Here is a 26,292-nt window from a genome sequence, read left to right as displayed (position 1 = left end):
TTTTTTTAAATGTCCAGCGCCTGTTGACTTGATTGCGCCGCGATGATGCGAAAACGGTCGCTATATTTCTGTTCCAGATCGTGCTTAAGTTGTTGCACAATTTCAGGTGTATCATCGACAATGACAATGGCGGGCTTCTCCATCATGGCCTCCGGCAGCGATAGTATGAAGATCTCGGGCCTCAGTAGAACGACGCATTAAAAAGCATTGCGAAATAAGTCGTTTCCTTTTTGGAGCTTTGCGCTATATTCGGAGCAAGCGCACTGGCACAATATGGCAGAGCTTGTACAAATGTCATCCCAATCTTACATTCACACTCGCTCTTTTGTCAAATATTTATGTGAATTTGATATTAACTCATGATGAAAAAATAAAAGCTCTTGTTTTATTATATATAGATGTGATAGTGTAAATACTTGACATAGTGGTAAATACGTTGTACCCTCGATAATAAAGAATTCAATTGTAACGTTCCAGGAGTCAAAACGCATTTGCTGGGAATGAGACGAACTGCCAGGTAGAGCAGTCGGTCTTAGTAGGTACACAATTGGATGTCTATTACAGAAGCTAAACACTGTAGATTTTTGTTACCGCTTCAAGGCATGCAGGATCAATCAGGCTCAACTACACAGAAAGCGCTTGATTATATGCATTCCTAGCAAAGGACAACCTTATGACTACTGTTAGCACTCGCACCGATGAAGATATCCAGGAAGATGTGCTGGCCGAATTACGATGGGACTCCAGGGTGCGTCCCAACGACATTGGTGTTATTGTCAAGAATGGTATCGTCACGTTGACTGGTTGGGTTGAGTCTTATTCGCAAAAAGTAGCCGCAGAATCTGCCGCCCATCGTGTGCGCGGGGTACTGGCGGTTGCCAATGATATCGAGGTACGCTTGCCGGCGTTTGCTGAACGTACAGATGCCGATCTGGCAGCCGCGGTTCTCAATGCCCTCAAGTGGGAAGCAGATATCCCGGCCGGTAAAATCAAAGTGACGGTGAATCAGGGCTGGGTAACACTTGATGGTGAGGTAGATAATATCCTGCAAAAGATAGACGCCGAACGTGCTGTAAGCCATATCTCCGGGTACGTGGCGTTTCCAATCGACTTATTGTTAAAGAGCAGCCTCTGCCAACAGATATCAAGAAGAAAATTGAGCAAGCGCTCATCCGTAACGCGGAGACCGATGCCAGGCAAATTACGGTTGAGGTTCAGGGGAGTAAGGTCATTTTGCGTGGGATCGTTCATGCTTACGCGGAAAAGAGAGCGGCAGAGGAGACGGCATGGTCATTGCCCGGGGTTACCGAGGTTGAAAATGATATCTCCGTTGTGTTCCCTCCTTAATTTGGTAAGTTTGCAAAAAAGGGACCATGGGATGGACACCCATGGTCCCTTTTTTTATTAGTGTGAGTAGGTGGCTTGCTGTGCTTGAGTTTTTATCGGCTCAATCACAATTTTACCGTCTTTGGCATCGATCTTAATGGTATCGCCATCGTGAATGGTGCCATTAAGGATATCGCTGGCAATACGATTTTCGATTTCGCGCTGGATTACCCGCTTGAGTGAACGAGCCCCAAATTGAGGATCGTAGCCTATCTCTGCTAATAGATCCAGAGCGGCGTCAGTAAGTTCTAGCGTGATGTTACGTTCAGCCAGCCGCGGACGTAAGCGATTGATCTGGATCATGACAATATCCTTCATTTGCTCACGCTTGATCGGATGGAAGACAACGATTTCATCGATACGATTGATGAACTCGGGGCGGAAGCCCTCTTCACGCAAGCGTTGACGCACTCGGCGTTGAACCTCATCTTCATCCAGTCCTTCGAGATCCTTGAGCCAGTCTGCCCCCACATTACTGGTCATAATAATGACTGTATTCTTGAAATCAACGGTGCGTCCCTGTCCATCGGTCAGCCGGCCGTCATCAAGCAGCTGCAGCAGTGTATTGAACACTTCTGGAGCCGCCTTCTCGATTTCATCGAACAGCACCACGCTATAGGGTCGACGGCGCACGGCTTCCGTGAGCTGACCGCCCTCCTCGTAGCCAACGTATCCCGGGGAGCTCCTATCAGGCGCGATACACTATGTTTCTCCATATACTCGGACATGTCGATGCGGATAATGGCGCGCTCATCGTCAAACAGGAATTCCGCCAGCGCGCGTGCCAGTTCTGTCTTACCTACACCCGTGGGGCCCAGGAAGAGGAAACTGGCGAGTGGACGATTGGGGTCTTGCAAGCCCGCGCGCGCGCGACGAATGGCATCTGAAACCGCTTTTATCGCTTGATCCTGTCCTACCACGCGTTGACGCAGGCGATCCTCCATATGCACCAGCTTCTCAATCTCACCCTCCATCAGTTTGGAGATTGGGATATGTGTCCACTTGGCGACCACCTCGGCGATATCTTCGGCATCAACCTCTTCTTTGAGTAGACGCTTATCCTTGATGTTGGCTAACAGGGCTTCGGTCTCGGCGATCTTTTGTTCCAGTTTCGGGATCGTGCTATGGCGAAGCTCGGCTGCCTTCTCAAAGTTATATTCACGTTCGGCTTTCTCCAGCTCAACCTGGGCCTGTTCCAGTTCTTTGGTCAGGCGTTGGATTGCCTCAACTGGAGCGCGTTCACGCTCAAAAGCCTGCTCCAGCGCATCCAGTTGCTCTTGCAGGGTCGCGATTTCCTGCTTGACGCCGGCCAGACGCTCCTTACTGGCCTCATCGGTCTCTTTCTTGAGCGCCTCGAGCTCCACCTGAAGCTGACGGATGCGGCGATCTAGCGCATCGATCTCGGTTGGCGTACTGTCCAGCTCCACGCGTAACCGACTGGCGGCCTCATCGATGAGATCGATCGCCTTATCTGGAAGGAAGCGATCGGTAATATAGCGATCTGAAAGCACGGCCGCCGCGACGATGGCGCTATCGGTAATGCGTACTCCGTGATGGATCTCATAGCGCTGTTTCAGTCCGCGCAAAATACTGATCGTATCTTCAACCGAAGGTGGCTCAACAATAATAGGCTGGAAGCGGCGCTCCAGAGCGGCGTCCTTTTCAATATATTTGCGATATTCATCCAGGGTGGTGGCACCGATGCAGTGTAGTTCTCCACGTGCCAGCATCGGTTTCAGCATATTTGAGGCGTCCATCGCGCCCTCTGCCGCGCCCGCCCCGACCAGGGTATGCAACTCGTCAATAAAGAGGATGATATTGCCCTCGGAGCTGGTTACCTCTTTGAGGACAGCCTTCAGACGATCCTCAAACTCGCCGCGATACTTGGCGCCGGCCACCAGAGCGCTCAGATCCAGTGCGATGATCTGCTTATTAGCCAGGGTCTTGGGCACGTCTCCACGCACGATGCGCAGAGCCAGACCTTCGACGATTGCCGTCTTGCCAACACCGGGTTCTCCAATGAGGACAGGATTATTTTTCGTACGCCGGCTGAGTACCTGGATGACGCGACGGATCTCTTCGTCGCGGCCAATGACCGGATCAAGCTTTCCCTGCTGGGCCAGCGCGGTCAGATTGCGGCCATATTTCTCCAGTGCTTCGTACTTGCCTTCAGGATTTTGATCGGTGACACGCTGCGCGCCTCTGATAGAAGTGAGGGCCTGGAGTACATTGTCTCGTGTCAGTCCCGCCGCCTGTAACACACGTGGCACTGCGCCATCTTTAATATTGAACATCGCCAGCAATAGATGCTCAACACTGAGATACTCGTCGTGGAAGGTGTTCATCTCATTCCAGGCATCTTCTAGCAGTTTGCGCAGGCGAGGAGAGATGCTTGGCTCACTGCCACCATACACCTTTGGCATACGTTCTAGCTCTTCATTGATGGCTTTCTGTGCAGCTGCCAGGTTACCGCCGGCTTTCTCGATGACCTGCTGTACGACACCGCCCTCTTGAGCCAGTAGCGCGGCCAGCATATGTTCTACTTCGACCTGATTATGATTATGCTCGCGCGCAATCTGTGCTGCCGAGCTCACCGCTTCCCGTGATTTTTCTGTAAAATGCTCGATATTCATCGCTTTTCTTATCTCCTTGGCCTACTTCGCCACTTAAACGGTCAGTGTGCCACCTGATGAAGGCACTGATTCAGCGCTGCTCGTTTCTATTTGTTTATTGAGTTGATCCATGACCATCAGAAGATCTAAACCAGCTTCAGTGATGGTGACATCTCCGATGTATTGGCCCATACGGGCGACGTGTCGCGCTTCCTTGAATTCTTGTGGTCCAAGGCCCGTCAGACGTTCTACCTCAGCCCAATTTTCAGGTACGATGCGGACCTTGCGTTCCTTTACGTAAAGTGTTCCTACCTGTCTGATCGCGGCCACCAGGCGCACAATGCTCGGCGTTACCGGGTGTCCAAGGTGCATTGCCCCGCTTATCGCTTTGGCCAGCAGCTGACCTATTGGTGTACGTACAATCTGTCCATCGACCAGGCATTCAATAAAGCCGCGTGCTTCAATTTTTTCCAGCGCCCAACGTTGTTTCTCCTCATCCTGCTGTGTTTTCTTTTCGGCAGGAGGAGCGATATCATTAATTATCTGGGGCAGATTTTTTAGCATTTCGGCTTCATCGCGGGTTAACGCAGGTAAACGTGTACAATGCTCTGCGAGGTCAGCAAACAAATGTCCCTCTTTCGTGATACCTCCTTTGGTGCCGATCAAGCCTTCGTCACGTGCCTGTTCAACCCATAAGTCAGCTGGACTATGCAGCCTGGTGATCGCGCTTGTTAAGACTTTGACGCCCGTCGCTGAGATATCATTTGTGCCTCGACCCACGGCCTCTACGATCCTCTGACCATTTGGTGTGATGATGTAGACAGTTTTTTGATCCATCCGTTCGGGACGTACAAGGTCAAAGGCCGCTAAACTCACCAGCAGCTCGTCCAGATCCCAAAAAGTATTGAACCATTTATCGTGATCTTTTAATTGCTCAAGCATCGCTACCGCCCGTTGTTTCTTAGCGAGTTTGCCCTTAAAATCCCGCCCGTAACGGCCAATAAATTGCTGGTAGTGTTGTACCATCCGATCGACAAAGATTTTATGCAGAGCTTGTTTATCGGGCGGAGGCTGAGGCCTGGTGGAAGAAGGATCACTAATAGAGTGCAGCGTGGCTAAGAGCTCGAGTTCGGGTTCGGTGATCGCGAAGGTCCGCGAGGGCTCTTCCACCTCCTGTTGGAGCAATGAATAGGCTCTCATGGCAGCCTGTCCGGCGGCTGTTATTTTTTCTTCCCCATCAACGTAGCCCAGCATCTGCAGGTTAAACAGCTGTTCTGGAGTAAGAGCGTCTCGCCCTTGATCGATAAACTGTGCCAGTACTGTCATAATTGCTTTATTCAGCACTTCATCCAGTACGGGATATCCTTCTTTGAGCACGGCCTCATATGCAGCCTGTCCTAGCGTTGTGAGCGCATATGTTGTCCTATCAGGAGACGACCAGGTAAGCAGATCCATTGCTTCAAGGAGAGAGAGATGCTCGGCTGATAGAGTCAGGTCTGGCCTGGCCGTATAACTGGGATGCATATGGCGCATACCATTAGCCAGATCTTGATTAATCTCTAGTAGTGGATGATGGCGCTGATCAAAATCTTCCCATGCTTCACCAAATGTGTTCAGGTTAGTAAATGTACGTTTTTCCAATGTGTCATGCTTTTTTTCGGTCATGCCACGGGTGTTCAATACATCTTCTGTCAGGGGACCGACGTGCATTTTGTTTTGCGCAGCGGCGTGGAGGGCGGCTTGAATGTCAGAACCGAGCAAGCGCCAATCTTTTTTTAACTGGTCAATTGGAGGGATGCTCGAGGATTTCTGCATGCCATCGAAAATGCCAAGAGCTTCATGGCCTGTAAATGTTATCTGGTAGGCCCGCGGTGGCACAAGTACTGCCAGTCCTTGCAACTCAAGTTCACGGTATATGTGGTTTTGGTCATCGGACTCTTCGGGAACATATGCAGTATGTCCGGCGATCTCACTGTCTGAAAGAGTACGCAGAGCAATGAGATGTGCGGTAGTTAAAAGCATATCGTTCCTCCTTTCTTGAACATCGGAATACACTTTTGTCTATTTGTGGTTAGTATCGCTAAAAAGAGATGTGCAGGAGGATCGGCATGCCTGCCTGGAATTTCCCAGCCATCAGTGTGCCGACCCTGACCCCTTGCACAGAGGTCCTCTGCATATAAAAAAAGTGTGTTGATCGAGTCACCTACGTTGTTGTATGGCACTTCAATCGTGCCAACCAACAAGCTATGAAAAAGCAATCGTGAACACTGCATGTAGCTTTTGTCATTGAGGGTCTTATGAGAGGGAACTTGCATCACAACAATGCATTGAAAACAAGAGGGCAACAATGGTCGCCTTTATAGTTTCTCAGACTAAGACCTGCATCAATTGGCTGATCAATATTCGCTTATACTCTACTATTATCCAGTTCACGTCATCATATGAAAGATAGCATAAAAAAGTGAAATTTCTCTATAAATTATTGCCAGCAGTAACACAAATAAAACAATTAAGCGTTCTGGCCTGCAAACCCATAATTCCTTATAAATAGCATAGCTTCTAAACTATTTAATGTAGAACACTATGGGGAAACGACTTCTCACCACCAAGTACTCCTACCCTATACGAAGAAACGCAGAGATTGAGAAGAAACTCGACTATTTAGCGCAGAGACATCAACCTGGCAGGTGAATATGCGTTGGATGTAGTATGTGCTGCAAGGCATACAAGGAGTGGTCAGTGGAGCCGGTGTAGACAAGGTCTTTAAAAGGAGATGAAAAGTCATCCCCTCGTACGCAAGAGATGTCACATCTCCTTTTCTCCAAACGTGGTTCTTATGAAACGAAAAATATGAGAAAAAGCTCAACGTGAGGATTCAAAGATCGGTCAGAGATCCTCAGCTGTTCGAGCTTATCTCATCCGTTCTCACGATACAATGTGGAGTGCGGAAAGTTGAGAAAAAAAGGAAAGGGCTCTATCCTATGCTCACTCGTTTAGATCCATTACGCGAAGTGGCAAGTCTACGTCAGGCGATGGATAGTATGCTTGAGCAAAGTCTTGTTCGTCACGGATGGCCAGAAACCTTGCCACAAATGCTTCCTCCTATGGATGTGGAAGAAACCAGCCAGGGCTATCGAGTTCGCTTGTCCATTCCAGGCTTTGATGCCGAAGATCTTGAGGTCATTGCTCAGCAAAACACCTTGACGATTCGTGGACAGGTTAGTCAAGAAGAAACTGAACGACAACGAAGGAGGAATTTGCTGAGACGAGAAATTCGCACGGAAGCGTTTGAGCGAAGCATCGCTTTTGACCGCCCAATTGATCCTGATAGAATCGCTGTTTCCTATGAGAACGGCATCTTAACGCTGGACATTCCTGCAAGCGAAGAAGCGAAAGCTCGCCGCATCGGCATCGCTAGCTCCCAGCAAGCCAAATCCATGGGGACAGGGCAGATTGATCAAGGTAGACAGTCTGAGCAAACGGGGCAAGCAGGGCAGTTTGATCAAAGCAAGCAATCCGGACAAACGGGGCAAGCAGGGCAGATTGATCAAGGCAAGCAATCTGGACAAACGTAAGGTGTATTCAGGGAGAGGGTGTCACAAGAATAGCTTTGCTCCACCAATAGAGGTGGTTTAATAGACCTGGGGTTACCCTAATAATCATGGAGACCAGATTCCTGGGTAACCCCGGTTCTTTCGAGACGATATCATTTTGTATCTGTGGCCGCAATCTCTGTGTTCGCTGATATCTACGATACTTTTTCATAGATACTTTTTCATACTGTTGTCTGAATCAATTAGTGGGACTCCGTCAACTTTGGTGAATGATGAAGTTATCGGACAGAAACCTCGTTTCCTTTGAGCACAAAACAGAAATCTTGTTCTCGCCTTACGGCTGCGCTTTCACCAAAGTTGATAGAGTTCCGGCTGGGCCGAAGTGGTCCTCCATCCTACACATTAGCTCATGAGGAGATTCGTGATGGCTCCAACTGCTCTTCCCACGGTCCGACTTCCATCTGGTGACACCATTCCGGTACTCGGGCAGGGGACGTGGGGCATGGCCGAAGACGCACGGCGCCGCAAGGAGGAAATCGCGGCGCTGCGCCTCGGTCTCAACCTCGGGATGACCGTGATCGATACTGCCGAGATGTACGCGGATGGCGCCGCTGAAGAACTCGTCGGTGAGGCACTTGCCGGACGACGCGACGAGGCGTTCCTGGTGAGCAAGGTCTTGCCACAGAACGCGACCCGGCGCGGAACAATCGCCGCTTGTGAGCGCAGCCTGCACCGCCTCGGGACAGATCATCTCGACCTCTACCTCCTCCACTGGCGTGGGCAGATCCCGTTGGAGGAAACGCTCGACGCCTTCGAAATACTCGTCCGCATGGGGAAAATCCGCTTGTGGGGTGTGAGCAATTTCGCCATCTTGGATCTGGAGGAACTGCTGGCCCTTCCTGGTGGTGCCGCTGTCACCACTGACCAGGTTCTCTACAACCTCACGCGACGCGGGATCGAATATGATCTGCTGCCCTGGTGCCGCACACTAGGCCTCCCAATCATGGCCTATTCGCCCATCGAACAGGGGAGACTGCTCGGCCACCCTGTGCTTAGGGAAGTGGCGGCCAGGCATGGCGTGACACCGGCTCAGATAGCACTCGCCTGGGTCCTCCGGCACTCTGGTCTGAACACTATTCCCAGAGCAGGGACCACGGCGCACGTACGAGAGAACCATGCTGCGCTCGATGTGCACCTGACCGAACAGGATCTCGCTCAACTCGACCTCGCATTTCCCGCGCCGACTGGGCCGAGTCCGCTTGAGATGCTGTAACAGGAGATCTCTCTTTAAGAAGAAGGAGAAAACATATGGGAAACGAGCTTCAAGGAAAAAAGATTGCATTTCTGGCCACCGATGGGGTCGAGCAGGTAGAACTGGTGACCCCCTGGAACGCCATCAAAGAGGCAGGAGGACACCCGGAGTTGGTGTCCATCAAACCTGGGAAGATTCAGGCCACCAACCAGGACATCCACCCGGCGGATACCTTCCCGGTCGATACGACCGTTCCGCAGGCCAATGCTTCCGATTACGACGCGCTGGTCCTGCCTGGAGGGACGTGTAACCCGGATCGGCTGCGCATCAACTCCGACGCGATGCAGTTTGTGCGCGCGTTCTTTGCGGCGAACAAGCCCGTTGGCGCGATCTGTCATGGCCCGTGGTCCCTGGTAGAAACGGGCATCGTATCTGGTCGGACCGTGGCCTCCTGGCCCAGCCTGCGGACGGATATTCGCAACGCCGGTGGCACCTGGGTGGACGAGGAGGTCCACCAAGAAAAGGGGCTGGTGACCAGCCGCAAACCTGACGATCTGCCCGCCTTTTGTCGCGCGATCATTCAGGAGTTTGCGCGGACCAGCCTGCAGCACCAGTAACGAGACGCAAATCGCACCGCAACCATGGCATGAGAGGAGTTCGGAAGAGGAGCAGGGGGCAGTTCTCTTCCTGCTTCCATGATGTGAAAGATGCCTTCCCGGTTCATCACCGGGAGGGTTATCTACCATTTGGTGGTGAGAAATGTGGAATTGCCAGATATGACGTGCCAGAAGGTCCCTTTCCATATCTTTTTGATCAATTCTCCCTGAACAAAGCTCTGCAGTAGTCCTGCAATACGTAACTCTTTTGGCCCTATCCCCTCTAAAGGATTGAGGACACCATGTAAAATATGATTAAACACATATAATTCTTTGTTATTTGCCAGATAAAAAGCCTGGCTCAATGCTCGTTCCAACGCTTCCAAATACCCACCCAGAGACTCCCCTCCCGCTCATTCGACTGCAAAAATTGTTTTGCCCCTCGATGATAACGGGTCAAGACCACAGTGTGAAATCACACAGGCACGTAGCCTGTAACGCTCCCCCACATGCGCATAGACATCCATAGCATCTTTTTTGGCGCGCCTTCGTGATACATATATAATATATATCTAAACGACGATATATAGATGAGAAATTTACATAATAGCCTTCCTCTTGCAACAGAAATTTATTTTTATGCTGCTCATCGTTTATATGTGATGTATAAATAAAAAGAAGATAACCACTAAAAATAATTTCACTTTCGAAAATGGAAAGGGCGGGCAAGGAGAAAACAGTGGCATTTCAATGTGTTAGCGGCTTCGTCACCTTATCAGCATTCGACCTGGAAAAGATGACGCAATTTTATCGACAATTATTTCAACAAGAGCCAGTGGAGGTCGTTCCACATAGTTACGTCGAGTTCCACCTGGGCAACCTGCGCCTGGGCATTTTTCGTCCGCACGAGGACCATAAAGAAGAGTTCTCCACAGTGGGAAAAAATCCGATGAGCATCTGCCTTGAGGTAGATGACCTGGATGCGGCGATCGATCGCTTAAAGTCGCTGGGATACGCACCACCGGGAGCAATTATTGAGGCCGCGCACGGACGAGAAATTTACGCCTATGATCCTGAACAAAATCGCTTAATTATCCATCAGTCCTGGAGCTAAGCAAGGGAGTATCGATGCCATTATCTGCGGCGACAGCAGACAATGGCAACAGCAACGTTCACTCTTATCCAGCCCGGGAAAGCAGCACTTTGCGTGCGCGTGAGAAAGGAGAGACATCGTGGCTTCTTTGTATAGGTACGGACGTCTCGCTATAGCGGCCATTGATTTCGATACCATGAAACAATTCTATAGCAAGATCCTGCAACAGGAACCGACGCGGCACATCAAGGATGTGTATGTAGAATATCAACTGCCAGATCTGCGTATCGGCCTGTTCAAACCGCGCCCGGATAATCGCCCGGAATTTATGCACGATACACGCTCTACCGCCAGTATTGTCCTGGAAGTAACGGATATCGATGCCGCGATCAAACATTTTACCTCGGTGGGATGTACGCCGGGAAACGTCATTGACACCTTCCATGGCAAGGAGTTCTATGCCTACGATCCTGCACAGAATCGTTTGATTATACACCAGGAGAAAAAATAAACGTGCGTCAAAGTAGGACACGTGCGGTCACAGGAGCGATAATCAGCTTCGGGTATCGCATGTCTGCTTGTTGCCGCGATGCGCAGTTGCGGCTGCGATGCACTGAGGAGACAACCGTATGTGTGAGCGGAAGAAAAAACTGATTGTCGGCATTTCAGGAGCGAGCGGGGTCATTTACGGCATACGTCTGCTTGAGGTTTTGCAGACGGTCGACCTGATCGAAACGCATCTGATCATGAGCGCGGCCGCCAAACGGACCGTGCTACTGGAGACGGTGTATTCTATCGCACAGGTGGAAGAGCTGGCAGATCGCGTATACAAGATCAGCGACATCGCGGCAACGCTCTCTTCCGGCTCCTTCCAAACGCTCGGCATGGTCGTCGTGCCCTGCTCCATCAAAACGCTTTCGGGCATCGTCTATTCCTACTCCGACAATCTCCTGTTACGGGCTGCGGATGTCGTGTTGAAAGATCGCCGTCTCTTGGTGCTGGTCGTACGAGAAACGCCCCTCCATCTCGGGCATATCCGCATGATGGCACTGGCCACCGAAATAGGAGCGATCATCATGCCGCCCGATCCGGCCTTTTATCATCACCCAACCACCCTGGATGACATTATCAATCAAACAGTTAACCGCATCCTGGATCTGTTTGACATCCCTCTGGAGCATGACCTGTTTCAACGCTGGCAAATGAATAACGGGGAACAGAGCTTTCCCATGCACAAGGAGAGAAGGTAGAGGTACAAGCTTGGCCTACAAAGACTTACGAGCATTTATGCAACGCCTGCAGGACGAGGGGCAGCTTCTCAACATCGACGAGGAGGTCAACCTGGAGCCTGATCTGGGGGCAGCGGGTCGCGCCGTCAATTACCTGGGTGACCAGGCGCCGGCGCTGCACTTCAAAAAGATTCGCAGCTATCACAACGCGCAAATCGCGATGAATATACTTGGTTCCTGGGCGAATCATGCCTTGATGCTCAATATCCCCAAGACCACGGCGGTGAAAGAGCAGTTTTTCGAGTTTGTGCGCCGCTGGAACACGTATCCGATGGAGGTGGAATACGTCCAGGACGCGCCGTTCTACGAACATGAGATCACCAGTAACATCAACCTGTACGACACGCTGCCACTCTTTCGCTTAAATATGTATGATGCTGGATGCTATATCGACAAGGCCTGTACAGTGACGCGTGATCCAAATCATCCCGATGACTTTGATCTGCAAAATGTGGGGATCTATCGCATCCAGGTCAAGGGCAAGGATCACCTGGGCATTCAGGTCTTGCCGTTTCATGACGCGGCGGCACACCTGTACGCAGCAGAAGAACGTGGAGAGAATTTGCCGATTGCCATCACGATTGGCAATGAACCGGTGATTACGACCATTGCAGGCTCGCCCCTGCTCTACAACCAGTCTGAATATAAGATGGCGGGCGCGATGCAGGGAGAACCATACAAAGTGGTGAAGGGCAAGCGCACAGGATTGGATCTGCCATGGGGCGCGGAAATCGTTCTGGAAGGGGAGATGCTCGAGGGGGAACGGGAGATAGAAGGACCCTTTGGTGAGTTTACCGGTGCCTATTCAGGGATCAGGCGTCAGCCGGTAATCAAGATCAACGCGATCTACCATCGCACCAATCCAATCTATGAGCACGTCTATATCGGTATCCCCTGGACCGAGATCGATTACTTGATCGGCATTAATACCTGTGTCGCCATCTATACGCAACTGAAAGACGCCTATCCAGAGGTCGAGGCGGTCAACGCGACCTACCTCAATGGCCTGGTCGCCATCGTCTCGACAAGAACGGCGGGTCGCGTCGGTGGCTTTGCCAAAGCGGTCGGTTTACGCACCATCACCACCACACATGGCATCGGCTACTGTAAAATTGTGATCGTCGTGGATGATGATATTGATCCCTTCGACCTGAAACAGGTGATGTGGGCGCTCTCCACGCGCTTCACGCCGAACAAGGACCTGGTGGTCGTGCCAACGGCTTCCATCATTTCGCTCGACCCGAGTTCTGATCCACCGGGCATGAGCCATAAACTGATCCTTGATGCTACAATCCCACAGCCACCCGATATACGTGGGGAGAAAACGCTGCTGATCGATCCGCCGCCAACGACAGCGCATTGGCACCAGAAGATTCTTAACGACGTCAAGAAACAGAAAGGAGGAAAGACATAATGCCCACCTGTCCCCGTTGCGATGATCTCAATGGCTCGGTCCTGACCGAATCGCCCGTCAGGGGCGTCTGGGTTATGTATCGTTGCCCGCGTTGTTTGTTCACCTGGCGTTCAACCGAAGCAGAGGAGATTACCAATCCAGCGCTGTACAACAAAGATTTTAAATTGACGCCAGCAATGATTGAACAGGCGATGATTACGCCCGCCATTGGTGTGCCACGCAAGAAGAAATCGTAAAGCGCCAGGCAGAGCTCTGTGATGGCGCGGCGATAACTGGCGTGCTCCTGTGCGCCATCCATCACAGGCGATGAGCGCCTGAAAAAAGAGTCGCCTGTGATGGAGCCGAGAGATAGCCTCCGTCAGCCAGTTATCTGCCACAGGACATTACCGTTATGATGAGTCACATTGCAGCAAAAGCGATAATTGTAGAGCTAGTGGTAACATTTGATCGCTACAGGCACAAGTAACGCGAAGATCAGTTTCATTGAGCGCGTTGATAAGATCCACTGCCTTTTTTGCTCCTATGTTATCATCCAGTCAGCACCATTTTGACGCTAATAAGAAATGCGAGCCGTATAGCAGAGCATAGCAGATAGGTGAATGTATAGGAGCAGGCATGCTGAACCACAATTCCAACGTCTCCGTGGCCAAAGATACACGCTTTGTGTGTGTACGCGGCGCACGTGAGCACAATCTGAAGAATGTGAACCTTATCATTCCCCGTGATACCCTGGTGGTATTTACAGGTGTATCCGGCTCAGGGAAAACCTCTCTGGCATTTGGGACTTTGTATGCTGAAGCAGAGCGCCGTTATCTTGAATCCGTCTCTCCTTATGCGCGGCGTTTATTTCACCAGATGCCCGTGCCTAAAGTAGATGAAATTGAAGGACTTCCCCCGGCGGTGGCGCTGCAGCAGCAACGAGGGCTGCCTACCACACGTTCTACGGTAGGAAGTGTGACGACGTTGTCAAATTTGTTGCGCATGCTCTATTCACGTACAGGGGACTATCCACCTGACGTGAAGTTTATGGACTCGGAATACTTTTCCCCCAACACACCCATGGGGGCATGCCCTGTTTGCCATGGATTAGGCAGAATATACGATGTCACAGAACGTTCCATGGTTCCGGACGATTCCCTCACTATTCGCGAACGGGCAGTGGCGGCATGGCCAACCGCCTGGCAGGGACAAAATCTTCGCGACATCCTGGTGTCGCTGGGTCACGATGTAGATAAGCCGTGGCGCGAATTACCAAAGGCAGAACGTGACTGGATATTGTTTACGGATGAGCAACCAGTGGTACCTGTCTATGCGGGCTTTACGCCCGAAGAGGTCAGAGAAGCCCACAGACGGAGGATGGAACCGAGTTATCAGGGTACGTTCACCAGTGCAAAAAGGCATGTGATGCACACATTTGCGAATACAGAGAGTGCGTCGATGAAAAAAAGAGTCGCGCGCTACATGATCAGTAGAATATGCCCTGAATGCCATGGGAAGCGGCTGAGAAAAGAAGCACTGGCTGTCAAATTTGACGGGCGGGATATCGCTGAAATGGCCCGACTGCCACTGAAGCAACTGGCAGCCGTAATGGAGCGGTATGCCACTGGGAAGGCGTTTAAGAAGAAGGAGATAGAGTCCCATCCTGAGCGTGTCGCGGTTGCGCAGCAGATTGCGCAGAATCTATATGCGCGCCTGTCACTATTACTGGACCTTGGCTTAGGATATCTGCTGATGGAGCGGAGTTCACCAACGCTTTCCCCTGGCGAGCTACAACGGTTGCGCCTGGCCACGCAGATCTACTCCAATTTATTTGGTGTTGTCTATGTACTGGATGAGCCTTCCGCGGGACTGCATCCAGCCGATACCGCCGCACTGCTAAGAGCGCTGGATAAACTCAAAGCCGCAGGCAATTCCCTGTTTATTGTAGAACATGATCTTGATGTGATTCGCCATGCAGAATGGGTGATCGATGTCGGACCTGGCCCAGGGGACCAGGGGGGTCAGGTGCTCTATAGCGGCGAACTTCCCGGCCTTTCAAAGGTCTCCGCGTCCAGCACGCGCCGCTATCTTTTTTGCGAAGAGAGGATGCCATATCGCGAACCGCGCAAACCCCACGGATGGTTCATTCTGGAGGGCATCGCACGCAATAACCTCAATCAACTTGACGTTGCCTTTCCATTGGGGGTGTTCGTCACCGTCACGGGTGTCTCAGGATCGGGAAAGTCCAGTCTGGTGAGCCAGGCTGTGGTGGACCTGCTATCAGCACGCCTGGGTTACGAAGCGCCTGCGCCAGAAGAGGGTGAAGAACTGAGGCGGCCGGAACCAGTGAACGAAAGCGGTAAGATTACAGCAGGAATGGAAAACATCAAACGATTGGTCGTGGTGGACCAGAAACCGATTGGCCGCACGCCCCGCTCTAATCTTGCCACGTATACCGGCTTATTTGACCACGTGCGTCAGCTGTTTGCAGCTACGAAGATGGCAAAGGCACGTCGTTATGACGCGGGGCGCTTCTCCTTTAACGTGCCGAAGGGGCGTTGCGCAACCTGCCAGGGAGAGGGTTCAGTAATGATAGAACTCCTTTTCCTCCCAAGTGTGTATGCGCCGTGTCCTACCTGCCACGGTGCGCGCTATAATGCGAAAACGCTGGAGATCGTCTATCGCGATAAAAACATAGCAGATGTGCTGGCGATGACGGTGGATGAAGCAAAGGCCTTTTTTCAGGAGGAGCCACCTTTACAGCGTTCCCTGGATGTATTGCGTGAAGTCGGGGTGGGATACCTGCGCCTGGGGCAACCAGCGCCAGAGCTCTCTGGCGGCGAGGCGCAACGTATCAAGCTCGCGACGGAGTTGCAGCGTGCGGGAAAGGGATATACACTGTACATATTGGATGAGCCTACGACCGGCCTGCATCCCGCAGATGTAGATAAACTGATGATACAGCTCAACAGCCTTGTGGATGCCGGAAATACTGTGATCGTGGTCGAGCAAGATATGCGTATGGTGGCCAGTAGCGATTGGGTCATAGACATCGGTCCGGGCGCGGGAGACGAGGGAGGGAAAATCGTAGCGGCAGGCCCGCCGAGCAAGGTGGCAACTATAAAAGAAAGTAAGACAGCACCCTACCTGGCGGCGTTTATAGGAAATTGACATCGTAGGCTTGCACCTCAACCCGCCATAACGCATCAAGAACTGATGTTGTCAGCTTGCGCTTTGCCTGGCATCCAGTCATGACATTATCACCGGTGGGAACGTGTGTTACAAAGCAAAGATTGGCACCACCAGTGCACGGCACGCGCATGATATTTGTTCGCGGACTCCTGCTCCGGATCCGACCTCTTCCTTTGTGAAAAACACGATCTCGCCCAAAGGGAGTAAAGCTCACACTTACTGATTGGTCAGGCCGTGGCTGGTGAACCAATCGGCTTCGTGCCCTGGCTCAGGCAAGATCGCACCCAGTTCCATTGCGTTGCTCGCGGGAACCTCTATAACCGCTAAGAAGAGTTGCTCGTCCGTCAGACCAGTGACGTTTTTGTACATGGTCCAAAGATCGTTTTGCAACTGTGCCCTGACTTCTGTGCTGCGGCCCGCCCGAATGATGCCTAGTATAAAGGCGTTGACGGCAGGCCTGCCGCTTGCAAAGATACTCTCGGGCGCTACGGTCTCGAAAATGACCCGCACAAAGCTCGCGGGAGCCCCGGTGTATGTTGTATGGATACGAGTGATCTCTGTGGCGATAAAGGCCCGCTGTTCAGTGGAGAGGGTTCCTTCCTGCGTTATACATGTATAGAGTGGCATGATAGCCTCCTTCATATGGTAACTCGTCAAGAATGTGCCTATCCGAAAAACTTTACGGCGTTCCATTGCCAAAACACGCTTTGGCGAATCACAAAGTTACGGGTCGTATGGGCGAAATTGACGAAACCAACGCCAATTGCGACGCCCCACATCTATTGCTGATTCTTACCCACATTTACAATCTGACTCTTGGGTACAAAGTGGGCAGCAGGCCGATCTCTGTTCTGAAAGCACTTCGATGACGAACACATTTTCCTCCTGGAGGCATCGTGTGATACGCAATCTCTTTGAAAGAGTGAGAAGCGTAGTCCCTTCCATCATCAACTCCTCGTGAAAACGTTGTGGGCTTCTATTCCGCGAAGAGTTTCTCATTTTATCTCTATCAATGAAAAGCAAGTGAACGCTGTTTCAGCAAAGCTGTGTATGACCCGAGATCTGTATCTTTCGTCTTCGGAAAAAAGGAAAACTGATCGTCTGAACGAGCGAACAGGCTCGTTCAGACGATCAGTTTCTGATATCGGTAATCTCGTTGCGCCACCCGTAGGAATAGGGGGACCTACGTATGCTTCAATGCCGCTTCAGCGACAAGTTACCTGTACCGAAAAAAGACCTTGATCACGTCAAAGCATCATATTACTGCTGACGTTTATCCGTGTTGGCGAAGACACCCTGCCCCGTTTGCTTTGTAGGATAGACGGTCAACTCCGCGATATCGACATGTGCTGGCTGCTCAAGCGCCTGAATGATGACACGTGCAATATCACTGGCTTGTAGCGGCTCCATTTGTTTGATAGCCTCGATGACCTCAGATGAATAGCCTGCGACCTCGGCGAACTCGGTAACGACTGCTCCTGGTTCGACCGTGGTGACACGCACACCTTGCTGTCCGACCTCCTGGCGAAGTGCCTCGGCGATGGCGTTGACCGCGAATTTACTGCCACTATAGACTGCTCCTCCCGCTGTCACCTGGCGACCAGCAATAGATGATGTGACAATGACATGGCCGCTACCGTTCTCCAACAATTTTTGTACACCATACTTTAATGTCAGGAGCAAGCCGTAGACGTTGGTATTGAGCAGATTCTTCCAGCGTTGGATATCACCATCGACAATATGTGCACGGTAGCCAAAGCCAGCATTTGCAACGACTATATCGAGTTTTCCCCAGCGCTGTACCGTTTGATTCACCAGCTGCTGTACGTCCTCTGGTTTACTCACATCGCCAGGTACGGTGAGTATTTCAGCATTGCCAATGCCTCTCAGTCGTTGTTCAAGTTCTTGCAAGCGATCCTCGCGTCGTGCTGTGAGTGCGACATATGCATTACGTTTTACCAATTCCTCGGCGATAGCTTCACCAATACCGCTACTTGCGCCTGTGACAATCGCGACTTTTCCTTGCAGATCGGTTCTTGGCTGTTGTGTATTTTGCATGTATCCTCCAAAAGTGATAGCTATTCTCGTCTGTTTGCACAGACGCCCACCCGCGATTTTTCCTGCATAGTGCAGTTTCCGGTATATGCAGGAATGGGAAGATTTCAGACGCGGTGGACTCCAAGTAACACGATTCTCTTATGGAGAATGTTGCGACTAATCTGATGTTTGTGATTAGCCAGTTTCTTTGTAATCTTTCGTAGTATGCTTGCTATGCTATAGATCTGTAAATGCGAAAATTAAATGATCACTTTTTTCGTGGTGACCTGGGGAGAAGTAGGGAGGAGGAGAAAAAGCGCGTGGGGGAGGACGGAGGCAGGTTGACGCAGGAGAAGGAGCGCTCAAAAAGCGAAGAAAATATCAAACCAAATACACATGGAATTGACTGTGTCTGCCCCCTTGTGGAGTTATTTGATCGATAGATGAGATGAAACTATGAACGGAAAGTGGGAGGGGAACAAGGTGAGCAGGCTCGGTCAATGTGCTGGACCTGCCCGCCTTGCTGTGTGTGAGGATGCTGTCCGCTATGGCTCCACTCCTCTCCCAGGCCGATGAGGCATCGTAGTGGACTCGTTCACCTTCCTGGGCGTAGATGAAGGAGAGCTTCTGCATACTTAGGGGCTCCGTTGTTCATGAGTATCGCTATCGCACACGTGCACACTATGCGGTCCAGGTACCTGGTTTACACCGTTTGCTGTACATGTTGATCGTTCTGTGGCATCTCCTCTGCGGACGATGTCTGTGTGGAAGCGAACTGAGCCGTGTACAACTGCTGGTAGACTCCCGATTGCTGCAGCAGGGAGGCATGTGTGCCCCGCTCGACGATGCGTCCTTGCTGCACGACCAGGATCTGGTCGGCGCGCTGGATCGTCGAGAGTCGATGCGCGATCGCGATGACAGTGCGACCCTCGACGAGTTTCTCTAGGGCGGCCTGGATGCGTCGTTCCGCCTGGGAATCGAGCGAGCTGGTGGCTTCATCCAGCAGCAGGTACGGAGCCTGGCACAGCAGTGCGCGCGCGATGGCGACGCGCTGCTTTTCGCCACCCGAGAGCCGGTATCCCCGTTCGCCAACGATCGTCTCCAGCCCCTCGGGCAGGCGATTGATCAGGTCCTGTAGTTGTGCCGCCTCTACAACCCGCGCTACTGCCTCGTCCAAGGCATCCGAAACCCCATAGCAGATATTTTCGCGCAGACTGGCATGGAAGAGAAACAGTTCCTGTGTGACCACCGCCAGGTGCTGGCGCAGATCGCGCTGCGCTACGTCGGTGAGCGGAATGCCGTCCAGCAGAACGTGTCCACTGGTGGGATCGTAAAAGCGCGCGGCAAGCGACAGCAGTGTTGATTTCCCGGCGCCGCTGGGTCCTACCAGCGCGGTGAGCTGGCCAGGGGGCGCGACGAATGAGACATCGTGCAGCACCTCCTGGGCCTGGGCCTTGCCAGGATAGCGAAAGTTCACATGCTCGAAGGCAATACCCTCGCTCGGTTCGGCCGGCAGAGGACAAGGGATGTCCGGTTCCGGAATACTGGCTGGTATCTCAAGATACTGGAAGACGCGGTCGAAGAGTGCCAGGCCACCCAGGAGCGTTGCATTGGCACCCACCAATGAAGAGGCCGGCGCGTAGAGCTGCGCCATGTATGCGGCAAAGGCCACAATGGTCCCCAGCGCGACCTGATGCGTAATCACCAGGTACGCGCCATAGGTGTAGAGCAGAGCAGGTCCGAGCGCGGCCAGTCCCTGTACAACCACCGAGAGCCACTGTCCGATGGCCAGCTGCTTGACCTGCTCCTGGCGTGCCCGCGTGTTCACCGCCTCAAAACGGCTCGCCTCGCGTTCTTCGGTGCCAAAGCTCTTGACCACTATTGCGCCAGAAAGGCTCAGCGTCTCTTCCAGCACCACCGAGAGGTCGCCGAGCGCGGCCTGAGCTCGTTCCATCGCCGCGTAGCGCCGCTGCCCAAAGTGCAGGATCGGGAAGGCGAATGCCGGCAGCACCACTGCTGTAATCAAGGCCAGCTGCCAGTTGATGCACGCCATCACCACCAGGGTCCCGATCAGCGTGAACACATTGGCAACGGTCCCCAGAAAGGATTGTGTCAGCACATTTTGTAGACCACCCGCGTCATTGAGAAAACGCGTATGGATCTCACCGGCCCGCGTCCAGGTAAAGAACTCCAGCCCCTGCGCCTGCACATGCCGGTAGAGGCGCCGGCGCAGATCGGCAATCATCCCCTGCGCGATCACAATGCTCAGGTAGTTTTGTCCCAGCCCCAGCAGCGCGCTCCCTACAGGGAAGAGCACCAGTCCCCCGCCAAGCAAAAAGACCAGGCGGTACTCGTGGTGTGGGATCGCTGTATCGATCAGCGTGCGAATCAACAATGGCGGGATCAACCCTACTCCAACCCCCAGGATCATCACCAGCGTCCCCAGCGCGAGCTGCCAGCTATAGACGCGCAATGCCTGCCAGACGAGTCCCAACGTGTGTTTGATATCAGGCTTGCCATCTCTGAGATAGCGCAACGAACGTTGCTGATTCCAGAGCGTCGCCATCCCTCCACCCATCCCGCCGAAACGGCTGCCACCAGACATTCCCATACTTTGTATCTCCTTGATCGATTGGTGAAGCGTCTTCTCTCCTTGAAGCAGTATGGTATGGGAGCGGCGGCGTTCCCTTCCCTGCATCGTGATAAGGCGAGGTTATGATTGTGTGCCGAGTATTTGTAGCAGATCAGCGAGTGTGCCCCGCTCCTCAGCGCTAAGACGTCGCAGATATGTGTGCATGCGTGCCAGGAACACCTGGTCCGCCTCCTGCAGGGCTGATGCGCCCTGTGGCGTCAGCGTCACGTAGACCTGGCGTTGATCATGCTGTTCGCTGCGCGAACGCAGCGCGTAGCCCAGTCCCTCAAGTTTGTCGAGCATGCGTGTCGTACCCGCCGTTGTCAGGCCGAGCTGTTCTCCCAGGTCGCCGACGCGCACAGGCGTATCCGTACTCAGCAGGCGCAGCATACGTCGCTGTGGTCGTGAGAGCGGACCAAATTGTCGTCCCATATCCGCGTACCAGCGATCGAGGGCCGCAGCGATCAACGCGATCTGCACCTCCTCAGCTGGTGTTTCCCCCTCCTGCCTGGGTGACTGATTCTCATGCATAAAGCATGCTCCCTCCGAGTAACGACTGATAGATTTGTGTCTACACTATTCATTAGCTAACTTAGTCAACGATTAATGTAAGTATAGCAGGAAGAATGAAGCTGGTCAATGGCGTGATGAAGTCACATTATACACAGAGGCGTCCATGCAACGCCTCTGTGTATGTGTGCATATCTCTTAGCTGGCAATGCTGCGGCGCATCGCCAGGATGCCGCGTTTTGCTCTAATCCGATTTTCAAGTACGCATAATTTTGATGAGCTTAAAATTTTTTGCAACGCTACCAGTTGAAGAGCGCCAGTGCCGACAGAAAAACGTGTTTCGGTCCCTTGTGTATAGTGAAAGAGGGATTCTAAATGAGACCTCCCCTCGATTTCTATAAAAGGAGGATGATGTATGGCACAATGCGAATTATGTGGCAATGAATACGACAAAATCTTTGAGGTGGTTATGGGCGGGAAGAGGCATATCTTCGACAGCTTTGAATGTGCGATTACCACTCTGGCACCTCCCTGTCACCACTGTGGTTGCCGGATTATTGGGCATGGTGTAGAAGCGGATGGCGTCTTCTATTGCTGTGCGAATTGTGCGATGAAAGAAGGAGTGCAGGGAGTACGGGATCGAAAGTGATTAGAAGAGTCCTTGATACGTTCTGGTCGTGGGAGTGAGTTTACCAGCCAGGGCTATCGCGCTCTCTTGAGGCAAGTTGGCATCCGGGTAAGCATGAGCCGAAAAGCCAATTGTTATGACACGCCCTCATGGAAAGCTTCTTCGGGACCGTGAAGGAAGAATGTGTCTATCGTGTGACCTTTCCCAGCCGAGCAGTAGCACGATCTACGCTTTTTGCGTACCTGGAGGCCTTTTACAATCGGGTCCGTCGTCACTCATCGTTTGGCTATCTGAGTCCAATTGACTCTGAGGAGCACGCACAAAAAGACATTCCAAGGAACTCTTAGCACTCCTATCAACATTTTGATGGTTTTCAACAGTTCAGCTTTCACAGCTGAACACTCTACCAAACCGGGGCAAGGTCAATTTTGGTTCATTGTCCAGGCTAGCAAGGGAAAATTTATTCGTCCACGTTGTTGGTATTGATGAGCGCAAATATTCTTTCGTCAACGAACTGGTTGTTGACATATTGACGATCGCGGAGGCGTCCTTCTTCCTGAAAGCCGAGCTTTTCGAGCAGGCGTGCGGAAGCGAGATTGGGATACGCAACCTGAGCTTCAATGCGATGCAAGTGAATGTGTTCGAAGCCAAACTGAATAATCGCGGTCAGGGCCTCTGTCATGATCCCTTTATTCCAATAGTGTTTTGAGAGAATATAGCTCAGGACTGCAAGTCGATTATCGGCATCCCATGAATATCCACCGTTGCCGATGACCCTGTTCTCTCCCTTCAATATGATGCCCCAGCGTAGTGCTTCATGTTGAGCAAAACGCCTTCGATGACGTTCAATACTCTTTTCCGCCTGTTCGAGCCGTGTCATCGGAGCTGGATCGTAGTAGCGTATATTCTCTTCATCGGACAGAAAGAGGAAGGAATCCTGCGCATCCGTTGCTGCGAGTTGCCGTAAGATCAGGCGTTCTGTTTCTAAGGTCGGAAAGGTGTGCAGGTGGATATTTAAGCCCATGATGATTATACTCTCCTCAAGTGTATTTTCGATGTAAGCATGCGAATATTATATACTATTCTTTTTGATTCATTTGATAATTATTCGTTGAAAGAAGGTCTATGTGCGATGGAGGAACGCTATGAACCTCGACGCATTTCATGAACAAAGGAGCCATGCCCCTGAAGGGTCGGAATCGGGGGGAACGGTGGGGAAAAAGCCAGACGACCTTGTCTTTGTGGTACAGAAGCACCAGGCATCCCATCTTCATTACGATTTTCGGCTGGAACTCGATGGCGTCTTGAAAAGCTGGGCTGTGCCGAAGGGCCCCTCACTCAATCCGAATGAGAAGCGCCTGGCCATCATGGTAGGAGATCATCCCTTCGAGTATCGCACCTTCGAAGGGATGATCGCGGAGGGTGGATATGGCGCGGGAGAAGTCATCATCTGGGATCAGGGCACATACCGACCATTGGCAGGCCAGACCAGAGATGCCATGCAGGAGCAGGTAAGAAAGCAACTTGACCAGGGGAATCTCCGTTTTCTGCTGTTCGGGGAAAAATTGCAAGGGGAATTCGCGCTCATCAGACAAAAACGCATGGGCGAAAAGAGCTGGCTACTAATCAAGAAACGGGATCAATACGCCTCTGAGGCCGACATCCTCCAGCAAGATCGATCAGTCATCACAGGAAAACGACTGGGAGAAGCGTAAACTCTCTTCTCAAGCCAACCTCTCGTCTCACAACGACAAAGAACTCGGCCGTTGCTCATAACCGAGTTCTTTGCCTCCATGCCAGAAGGGCTATAGAGGTGATTAACTGGTCTGTCCTGCTGGTGGGACAGCACCAGGCTGTCGCCATGAGCCTCATGGTGTTCATCAAAAGCCGGCTTTCTTTGAGTTTGCCATCCACAAAGTAATCAAACACCATGCAATGAATATCTGAAACATTTCCTTCTTTTGTTGCGTGCTTTGCAGTAATCCTATATCCGGGGCAGGTCGTCTCTCGCTCCTGAAGATTATACCTTTCAAAGGAGGTTGGGATGGTGCAGCATACTCATCACAGCACAATCATCTATGCCGCAAATGTATCTCGTTTGAAGAGAATATGGACGTATACAACCGGGGGGCGATCGAGTCCGCGCCAGTAGTAGTCGGTGCGCTCGCGTATGTCGGCTCACGGGATCATAACGTGTACGCGCTGGACGCCCGAACCGGGAAGCCGCGCTGGAACTTCGCGACGCAGAACGACATCGTCGCGGCACCAACTGTAACTGATGACACCGTGTATATTGGCTCGACTGATCACGCGCTCTACGCGCTTGAAGCCGAAACAGGAGCCCTTTTGTGGAGCTACTCGACGGGCGACGCGATCGAAGCCTCCCCCGCATTCGCTGCTGACACAGTATATGTTGGCTCGACCGATCATGCGCTCTACGTCTTTGCCGACACGGGAGATCTGCTCTGGAGCTATCGCACTGGTGGAGAGATCAAGTCCGCGCCAGTCGTTGCCGAAGGGGTTGTGTATATCGGCTCATGGGACCACACGCTCTATGCTATTGATGCCTTAACAGGTGCCACGTCCTGGCGCTATAACACGAAGGACAAAATTAGCGCCTCGCCAGCTATTGCTGATGGCGTCGTCTACATTGGTTCACATGATCACATGCTCTATGCGCTTGAAGCCGACACAGGCAAGAAGTTATGGAGCTATCAAACTGAGGATATCATACTTTCTTCACCGGTTGTTGCCAATGGCACCGTTTATATTGGTTCACATAGCGGCACCCTACACGCCCTGGATACCCGCACAGGGCGCGAACGCTGGCACTTCAGCTCCAGTGGCGCCATTGATGCACCACCACTGGTAGTCGAAGACGTGGTCTACATCGGCTCGCATGACCATACGCTATACGCTCTGGACGCCTCAACGGGCAAGAAGCTCTGGAGCTATTGCACTGGTGGCGCGCTTGTCTCCGCGCCAACTATTACCAGGGGCATGCTCTATGTTAGCTCGGAGGATAAAAGCGTTTACGCGTTCGCCAGCGACATGCTGTGGATCTATACAACACGTGGGAAGGTGCAATCCTCGCCACTTGCAGCGGATCAGGTGGTCTATGTTGGTTCATATGATCATCACGTCTATGCCCTGGATGCGCTCACCGGAGAAGAAATATGGGACTACCTCACCGGGAGCTTCGTCCACTCATCGCCCGCCGTCTTCGAAGAGATAATCTATGTTGGTTCGATGGATCGTAAGCTCTATGCGCTTTCAGCCAGCACAGGCGGAAAACTGTGGAGTTATGCCACGCACGGGGCTATCCTCTCTTCGCCAACGGTAGCTCGTGGGATGGTCTTCGTTGGCTCAGAGGACCAGCGAATCTATGCATTTGACGTGTATACCGGGGAGAAATTCTGGAACTTTACTACCGGAGGTCATATCCACGCCTCGCCAGCGGTGGCTGGAGATACCGTCTATGTCGGTTCCCATGATCACTCGCTCTACGCGCTAGCAGTTCTCGATGGGGCTGTACGCTGGCTCTACGAGACCGGAGATGGCATCCAATCCTCAGCCACGATCGTCAATGGCGTCCTCTATGTTGGTTCGCATGATCATAGCCTCTATGCCCTGGATGCCAATACGGGCCAGAAACTGTGGAGCTACCAGGCCGGAGATATGATCGACTCGACACCGACTGTGGCGGAGGGCATCGTCTATGTTGGTTCCCATGACCATCATCTGTACGCCCTTGATGCCCGCACGGGTAACGAGCACTGGCGCTATGCCACTGGCGGGATTATAAATTCGTCGCCAGCAGTAGCGGAAGGCGTTATCTACATTGGTTCCCATGATCACTCGCTCTATGCGTTGAATAGCCGGACCGGCGAGAAGCTCTGGAAGTATACCACAGGAGATAACATTGTCTCCTCACCAACCGTGGTCAATGGACTGGTCTATGTCGGCTCCAATGATCACAACCTGTACGCATTCAACCAGCTATACATCTCCTCAGAAGAAAAAAGGCCAGTCACACCAGTATAGACAAGGTCATCGTAGGTGCCGGGCTTGCCCCCATAGGCGCGAACTTAAGGAATATGGGCCAGCCCTTCTGGGCT

The 26,292-nt window shown here is 52.1% G+C and carries 21 protein-coding genes and 1 pseudogene; 14 read left to right on the top strand and 8 right to left on the bottom strand.

Translation table 11 applies throughout. The features are described from left to right. Positions 1–5: 5 nt before the first annotated feature. Positions 6–146 (bottom strand): response regulator, encoded by a 141-nt coding sequence (locus EL645_RS43200; protein WP_246035596.1) that lies wholly within the window; start codon positions 144–146, stop codon positions 6–8. A 527-nt stretch (positions 147–673) separates the two neighbouring features. Between EL645_RS43200 and EL645_RS46255 the strand changes: the two genes are divergently transcribed. Next, positions 674–1,408 carry a BON domain-containing protein gene (locus tag EL645_RS46255; protein WP_443090044.1) on the top strand — a complete coding sequence of 245 codons (735 nt, stop codon included), beginning with the start codon at positions 674–676 and terminating at the stop codon, positions 1,406–1,408. Here the strand turns inward: EL645_RS46255 and clpB are convergent. Further along, a pseudogene (clpB, locus tag EL645_RS44585) lies at positions 1,405–4,019 on the bottom strand (ATP-dependent chaperone ClpB). The gene EL645_RS46255 and the pseudogene clpB overlap by 4 nt on opposite strands. A gap of 33 nt (positions 4,020–4,052) precedes the next feature. Beyond that, positions 4,053–6,020, bottom strand: a complete 1,968-nt coding sequence (locus EL645_RS27145; protein ID WP_126554493.1) for a DUF505 domain-containing protein — start codon at positions 6,018–6,020, stop codon at positions 4,053–4,055. A gap of 959 nt (positions 6,021–6,979) precedes the next feature. Here EL645_RS27145 and EL645_RS27140 point away from each other — a divergent pair. The 9 genes from EL645_RS27140 (at position 6,980) to EL645_RS27095 (ending at position 16,346) form a co-directional block, all read left to right on the top strand. Beyond that, entirely contained in the window at positions 6,980–7,573 is a 594-nt protein-coding gene (locus EL645_RS27140) for an Hsp20/alpha crystallin family protein (RefSeq protein WP_126554491.1), read from the top strand. 403 nt (positions 7,574–7,976) lie between these two features. Next, positions 7,977–8,825: an aldo/keto reductase gene (locus EL645_RS27135; protein ID WP_126554489.1), complete on the top strand. Its 849-nt coding sequence runs from the start codon at positions 7,977–7,979 to the stop codon at positions 8,823–8,825. Between the two features lie 35 nt (positions 8,826–8,860). Continuing rightward, complete coding sequence (locus EL645_RS27130; RefSeq protein WP_126554487.1) at positions 8,861–9,421, top strand: type 1 glutamine amidotransferase domain-containing protein; 561 nt, start codon at positions 8,861–8,863, stop codon at positions 9,419–9,421. Between the two features lie 718 nt (positions 9,422–10,139). Then, positions 10,140–10,514 carry a VOC family protein gene (locus EL645_RS27120; protein ID WP_126554483.1) on the top strand — a complete coding sequence of 125 codons (375 nt, stop codon included), beginning with the start codon at positions 10,140–10,142 and terminating at the stop codon, positions 10,512–10,514. A 118-nt stretch (positions 10,515–10,632) separates the two neighbouring features. Next, positions 10,633–11,004: a VOC family protein gene (locus EL645_RS27115; RefSeq protein ID WP_126554480.1), complete on the top strand. Its 372-nt coding sequence runs from the start codon at positions 10,633–10,635 to the stop codon at positions 11,002–11,004. 118 nt (positions 11,005–11,122) lie between these two features. Next, positions 11,123–11,743 (top strand): UbiX family flavin prenyltransferase, encoded by a 621-nt coding sequence (locus EL645_RS27110; RefSeq protein ID WP_126554478.1) that lies wholly within the window; start codon positions 11,123–11,125, stop codon positions 11,741–11,743. 10 nt (positions 11,744–11,753) lie between these two features. Then, a complete protein-coding gene (locus EL645_RS27105) occupies positions 11,754–13,196 on the top strand; it encodes a non-oxidative hydroxyarylic acid decarboxylases subunit C (RefSeq protein ID WP_126554476.1) in 1,443 nt (480 codons plus the stop codon). Then, positions 13,196–13,432: a non-oxidative hydroxyarylic acid decarboxylases subunit D gene (locus tag EL645_RS27100; protein ID WP_126554474.1), complete on the top strand. Its 237-nt coding sequence runs from the start codon at positions 13,196–13,198 to the stop codon at positions 13,430–13,432. Before EL645_RS27105 ends, EL645_RS27100 begins: the two co-directional genes overlap by 1 nt. Positions 13,433–13,811: 379 nt before the next feature. Then, complete coding sequence (locus EL645_RS27095) at positions 13,812–16,346, top strand: excinuclease ABC subunit UvrA (RefSeq protein WP_126554472.1); 2,535 nt, start codon at positions 13,812–13,814, stop codon at positions 16,344–16,346. 237 nt (positions 16,347–16,583) lie between these two features. Here EL645_RS27095 and EL645_RS27090 read toward each other — a convergent pair whose 3' ends face one another. The 4 genes from EL645_RS27090 to EL645_RS27075 form a co-directional block, all read right to left on the bottom strand. Beyond that, positions 16,584–16,994, bottom strand: a complete 411-nt coding sequence (locus EL645_RS27090) for a tautomerase family protein (RefSeq protein WP_161977745.1) — start codon at positions 16,992–16,994, stop codon at positions 16,584–16,586. Between the two features lie 633 nt (positions 16,995–17,627). After that, positions 17,628–18,425, bottom strand: a complete 798-nt coding sequence (locus EL645_RS27085) for an SDR family oxidoreductase (protein WP_218032083.1) — start codon at positions 18,423–18,425, stop codon at positions 17,628–17,630. A gap of 682 nt (positions 18,426–19,107) precedes the next feature. Continuing rightward, positions 19,108–21,015 (bottom strand): ABC transporter ATP-binding protein, encoded by a 1,908-nt coding sequence (locus EL645_RS27080; RefSeq protein ID WP_126554466.1) that lies wholly within the window; start codon positions 21,013–21,015, stop codon positions 19,108–19,110. Positions 21,016–21,117: 102 nt separating this feature from the next. Further along, positions 21,118–21,567, bottom strand: a complete 450-nt coding sequence (locus EL645_RS27075; RefSeq protein ID WP_126554464.1) for a MarR family winged helix-turn-helix transcriptional regulator — start codon at positions 21,565–21,567, stop codon at positions 21,118–21,120. A gap of 394 nt (positions 21,568–21,961) precedes the next feature. On the opposite strand from EL645_RS27075, the gene EL645_RS27070 reads away from it, so the two are divergent. Together EL645_RS27070 and EL645_RS45825 are read left to right on the top strand one after the other, a co-directional pair. After that, on the top strand, positions 21,962–22,195 hold the full coding sequence (locus EL645_RS27070; protein WP_126554462.1) for a metallothionein: 234 nt from the start codon (positions 21,962–21,964) through the stop codon (positions 22,193–22,195). Between the two features lie 128 nt (positions 22,196–22,323). After that, positions 22,324–22,521 carry an IS3 family transposase gene (locus EL645_RS45825; protein ID WP_126554460.1) on the top strand — a complete coding sequence of 66 codons (198 nt, stop codon included), beginning with the start codon at positions 22,324–22,326 and terminating at the stop codon, positions 22,519–22,521. 113 nt (positions 22,522–22,634) lie between these two features. Here EL645_RS45825 and EL645_RS27060 read toward each other — a convergent pair whose 3' ends face one another. Next, entirely contained in the window at positions 22,635–23,198 is a 564-nt protein-coding gene (locus tag EL645_RS27060) for a GNAT family N-acetyltransferase (protein ID WP_126554458.1), read from the bottom strand. Between the two features lie 121 nt (positions 23,199–23,319). Here EL645_RS27060 and EL645_RS27055 point away from each other — a divergent pair, with 121 nt between their 5' ends. Both EL645_RS27055 and EL645_RS27050 read left to right on the top strand, forming a co-directional pair. Next, the gene (locus EL645_RS27055; protein ID WP_126554456.1) at positions 23,320–23,889 is read left to right on the top strand and encodes a DNA polymerase ligase N-terminal domain-containing protein; all 570 of its coding nucleotides are present in this window, start codon (positions 23,320–23,322) and stop codon (positions 23,887–23,889) included. A gap of 394 nt (positions 23,890–24,283) precedes the next feature. Continuing rightward, complete coding sequence (locus tag EL645_RS27050) at positions 24,284–26,218, top strand: beta-alanine-activating enzyme beta-propeller domain-containing protein (RefSeq protein WP_126554454.1); 1,935 nt, start codon at positions 24,284–24,286, stop codon at positions 26,216–26,218. Positions 26,219–26,292 lie beyond the last annotated feature (74 nt).

This window comes from Dictyobacter kobayashii, from assembly GCF_003967555.1.
GTDB classification, from domain to species: domain Bacteria; phylum Chloroflexota; class Ktedonobacteria; order Ktedonobacterales; family Ktedonobacteraceae; genus Dictyobacter; species Dictyobacter kobayashii.
This window is presented reverse-complemented; position numbering and strand designations above follow the sequence as displayed.

Coding starts and splice junctions, on each gene's coding strand:
- EL645_RS45825 (WP_126554460.1), top strand. CDS start 22,324: ATGGAAAGCTTCTTCGGGACCGTGAAGGAAGAATGTGTCTATCGTGTG.
- EL645_RS27135 (WP_126554489.1), top strand. CDS start 7,977: ATGGCTCCAACTGCTCTTCCCACGGTCCGACTTCCATCTGGTGACACC.
- EL645_RS27095 (WP_126554472.1), top strand. CDS start 13,812: ATGCTGAACCACAATTCCAACGTCTCCGTGGCCAAAGATACACGCTTT.
- EL645_RS27090 (WP_161977745.1), bottom strand. CDS start 16,994: ATGCCACTCTATACATGTATAACGCAGGAAGGAACCCTCTCCACTGAA.
- EL645_RS46255 (WP_443090044.1), top strand. CDS start 674: ATGACTACTGTTAGCACTCGCACCGATGAAGATATCCAGGAAGATGTG.
- EL645_RS27085 (WP_218032083.1), bottom strand. CDS start 18,425: ATGCAAAATACACAACAGCCAAGAACCGATCTGCAAGGAAAAGTCGCG.
- EL645_RS43200 (WP_246035596.1), bottom strand. CDS start 146: ATGATGGAGAAGCCCGCCATTGTCATTGTCGATGATACACCTGAAATT.
- EL645_RS27110 (WP_126554478.1), top strand. CDS start 11,123: ATGTGTGAGCGGAAGAAAAAACTGATTGTCGGCATTTCAGGAGCGAGC.
- EL645_RS27140 (WP_126554491.1), top strand. CDS start 6,980: ATGCTCACTCGTTTAGATCCATTACGCGAAGTGGCAAGTCTACGTCAG.
- EL645_RS27050 (WP_126554454.1), top strand. CDS start 24,284: ATGGACGTATACAACCGGGGGGCGATCGAGTCCGCGCCAGTAGTAGTC.
- EL645_RS27130 (WP_126554487.1), top strand. CDS start 8,861: ATGGGAAACGAGCTTCAAGGAAAAAAGATTGCATTTCTGGCCACCGAT.
- EL645_RS27060 (WP_126554458.1), bottom strand. CDS start 23,198: ATGGGCTTAAATATCCACCTGCACACCTTTCCGACCTTAGAAACAGAA.
- EL645_RS27070 (WP_126554462.1), top strand. CDS start 21,962: ATGGCACAATGCGAATTATGTGGCAATGAATACGACAAAATCTTTGAG.
- EL645_RS27080 (WP_126554466.1), bottom strand. CDS start 21,015: ATGGGAATGTCTGGTGGCAGCCGTTTCGGCGGGATGGGTGGAGGGATG.
- EL645_RS27075 (WP_126554464.1), bottom strand. CDS start 21,567: ATGCATGAGAATCAGTCACCCAGGCAGGAGGGGGAAACACCAGCTGAG.
- EL645_RS27055 (WP_126554456.1), top strand. CDS start 23,320: ATGAACCTCGACGCATTTCATGAACAAAGGAGCCATGCCCCTGAAGGG.
- EL645_RS27145 (WP_126554493.1), bottom strand. CDS start 6,020: ATGCTTTTAACTACCGCACATCTCATTGCTCTGCGTACTCTTTCAGAC.
- EL645_RS27100 (WP_126554474.1), top strand. CDS start 13,196: ATGCCCACCTGTCCCCGTTGCGATGATCTCAATGGCTCGGTCCTGACC.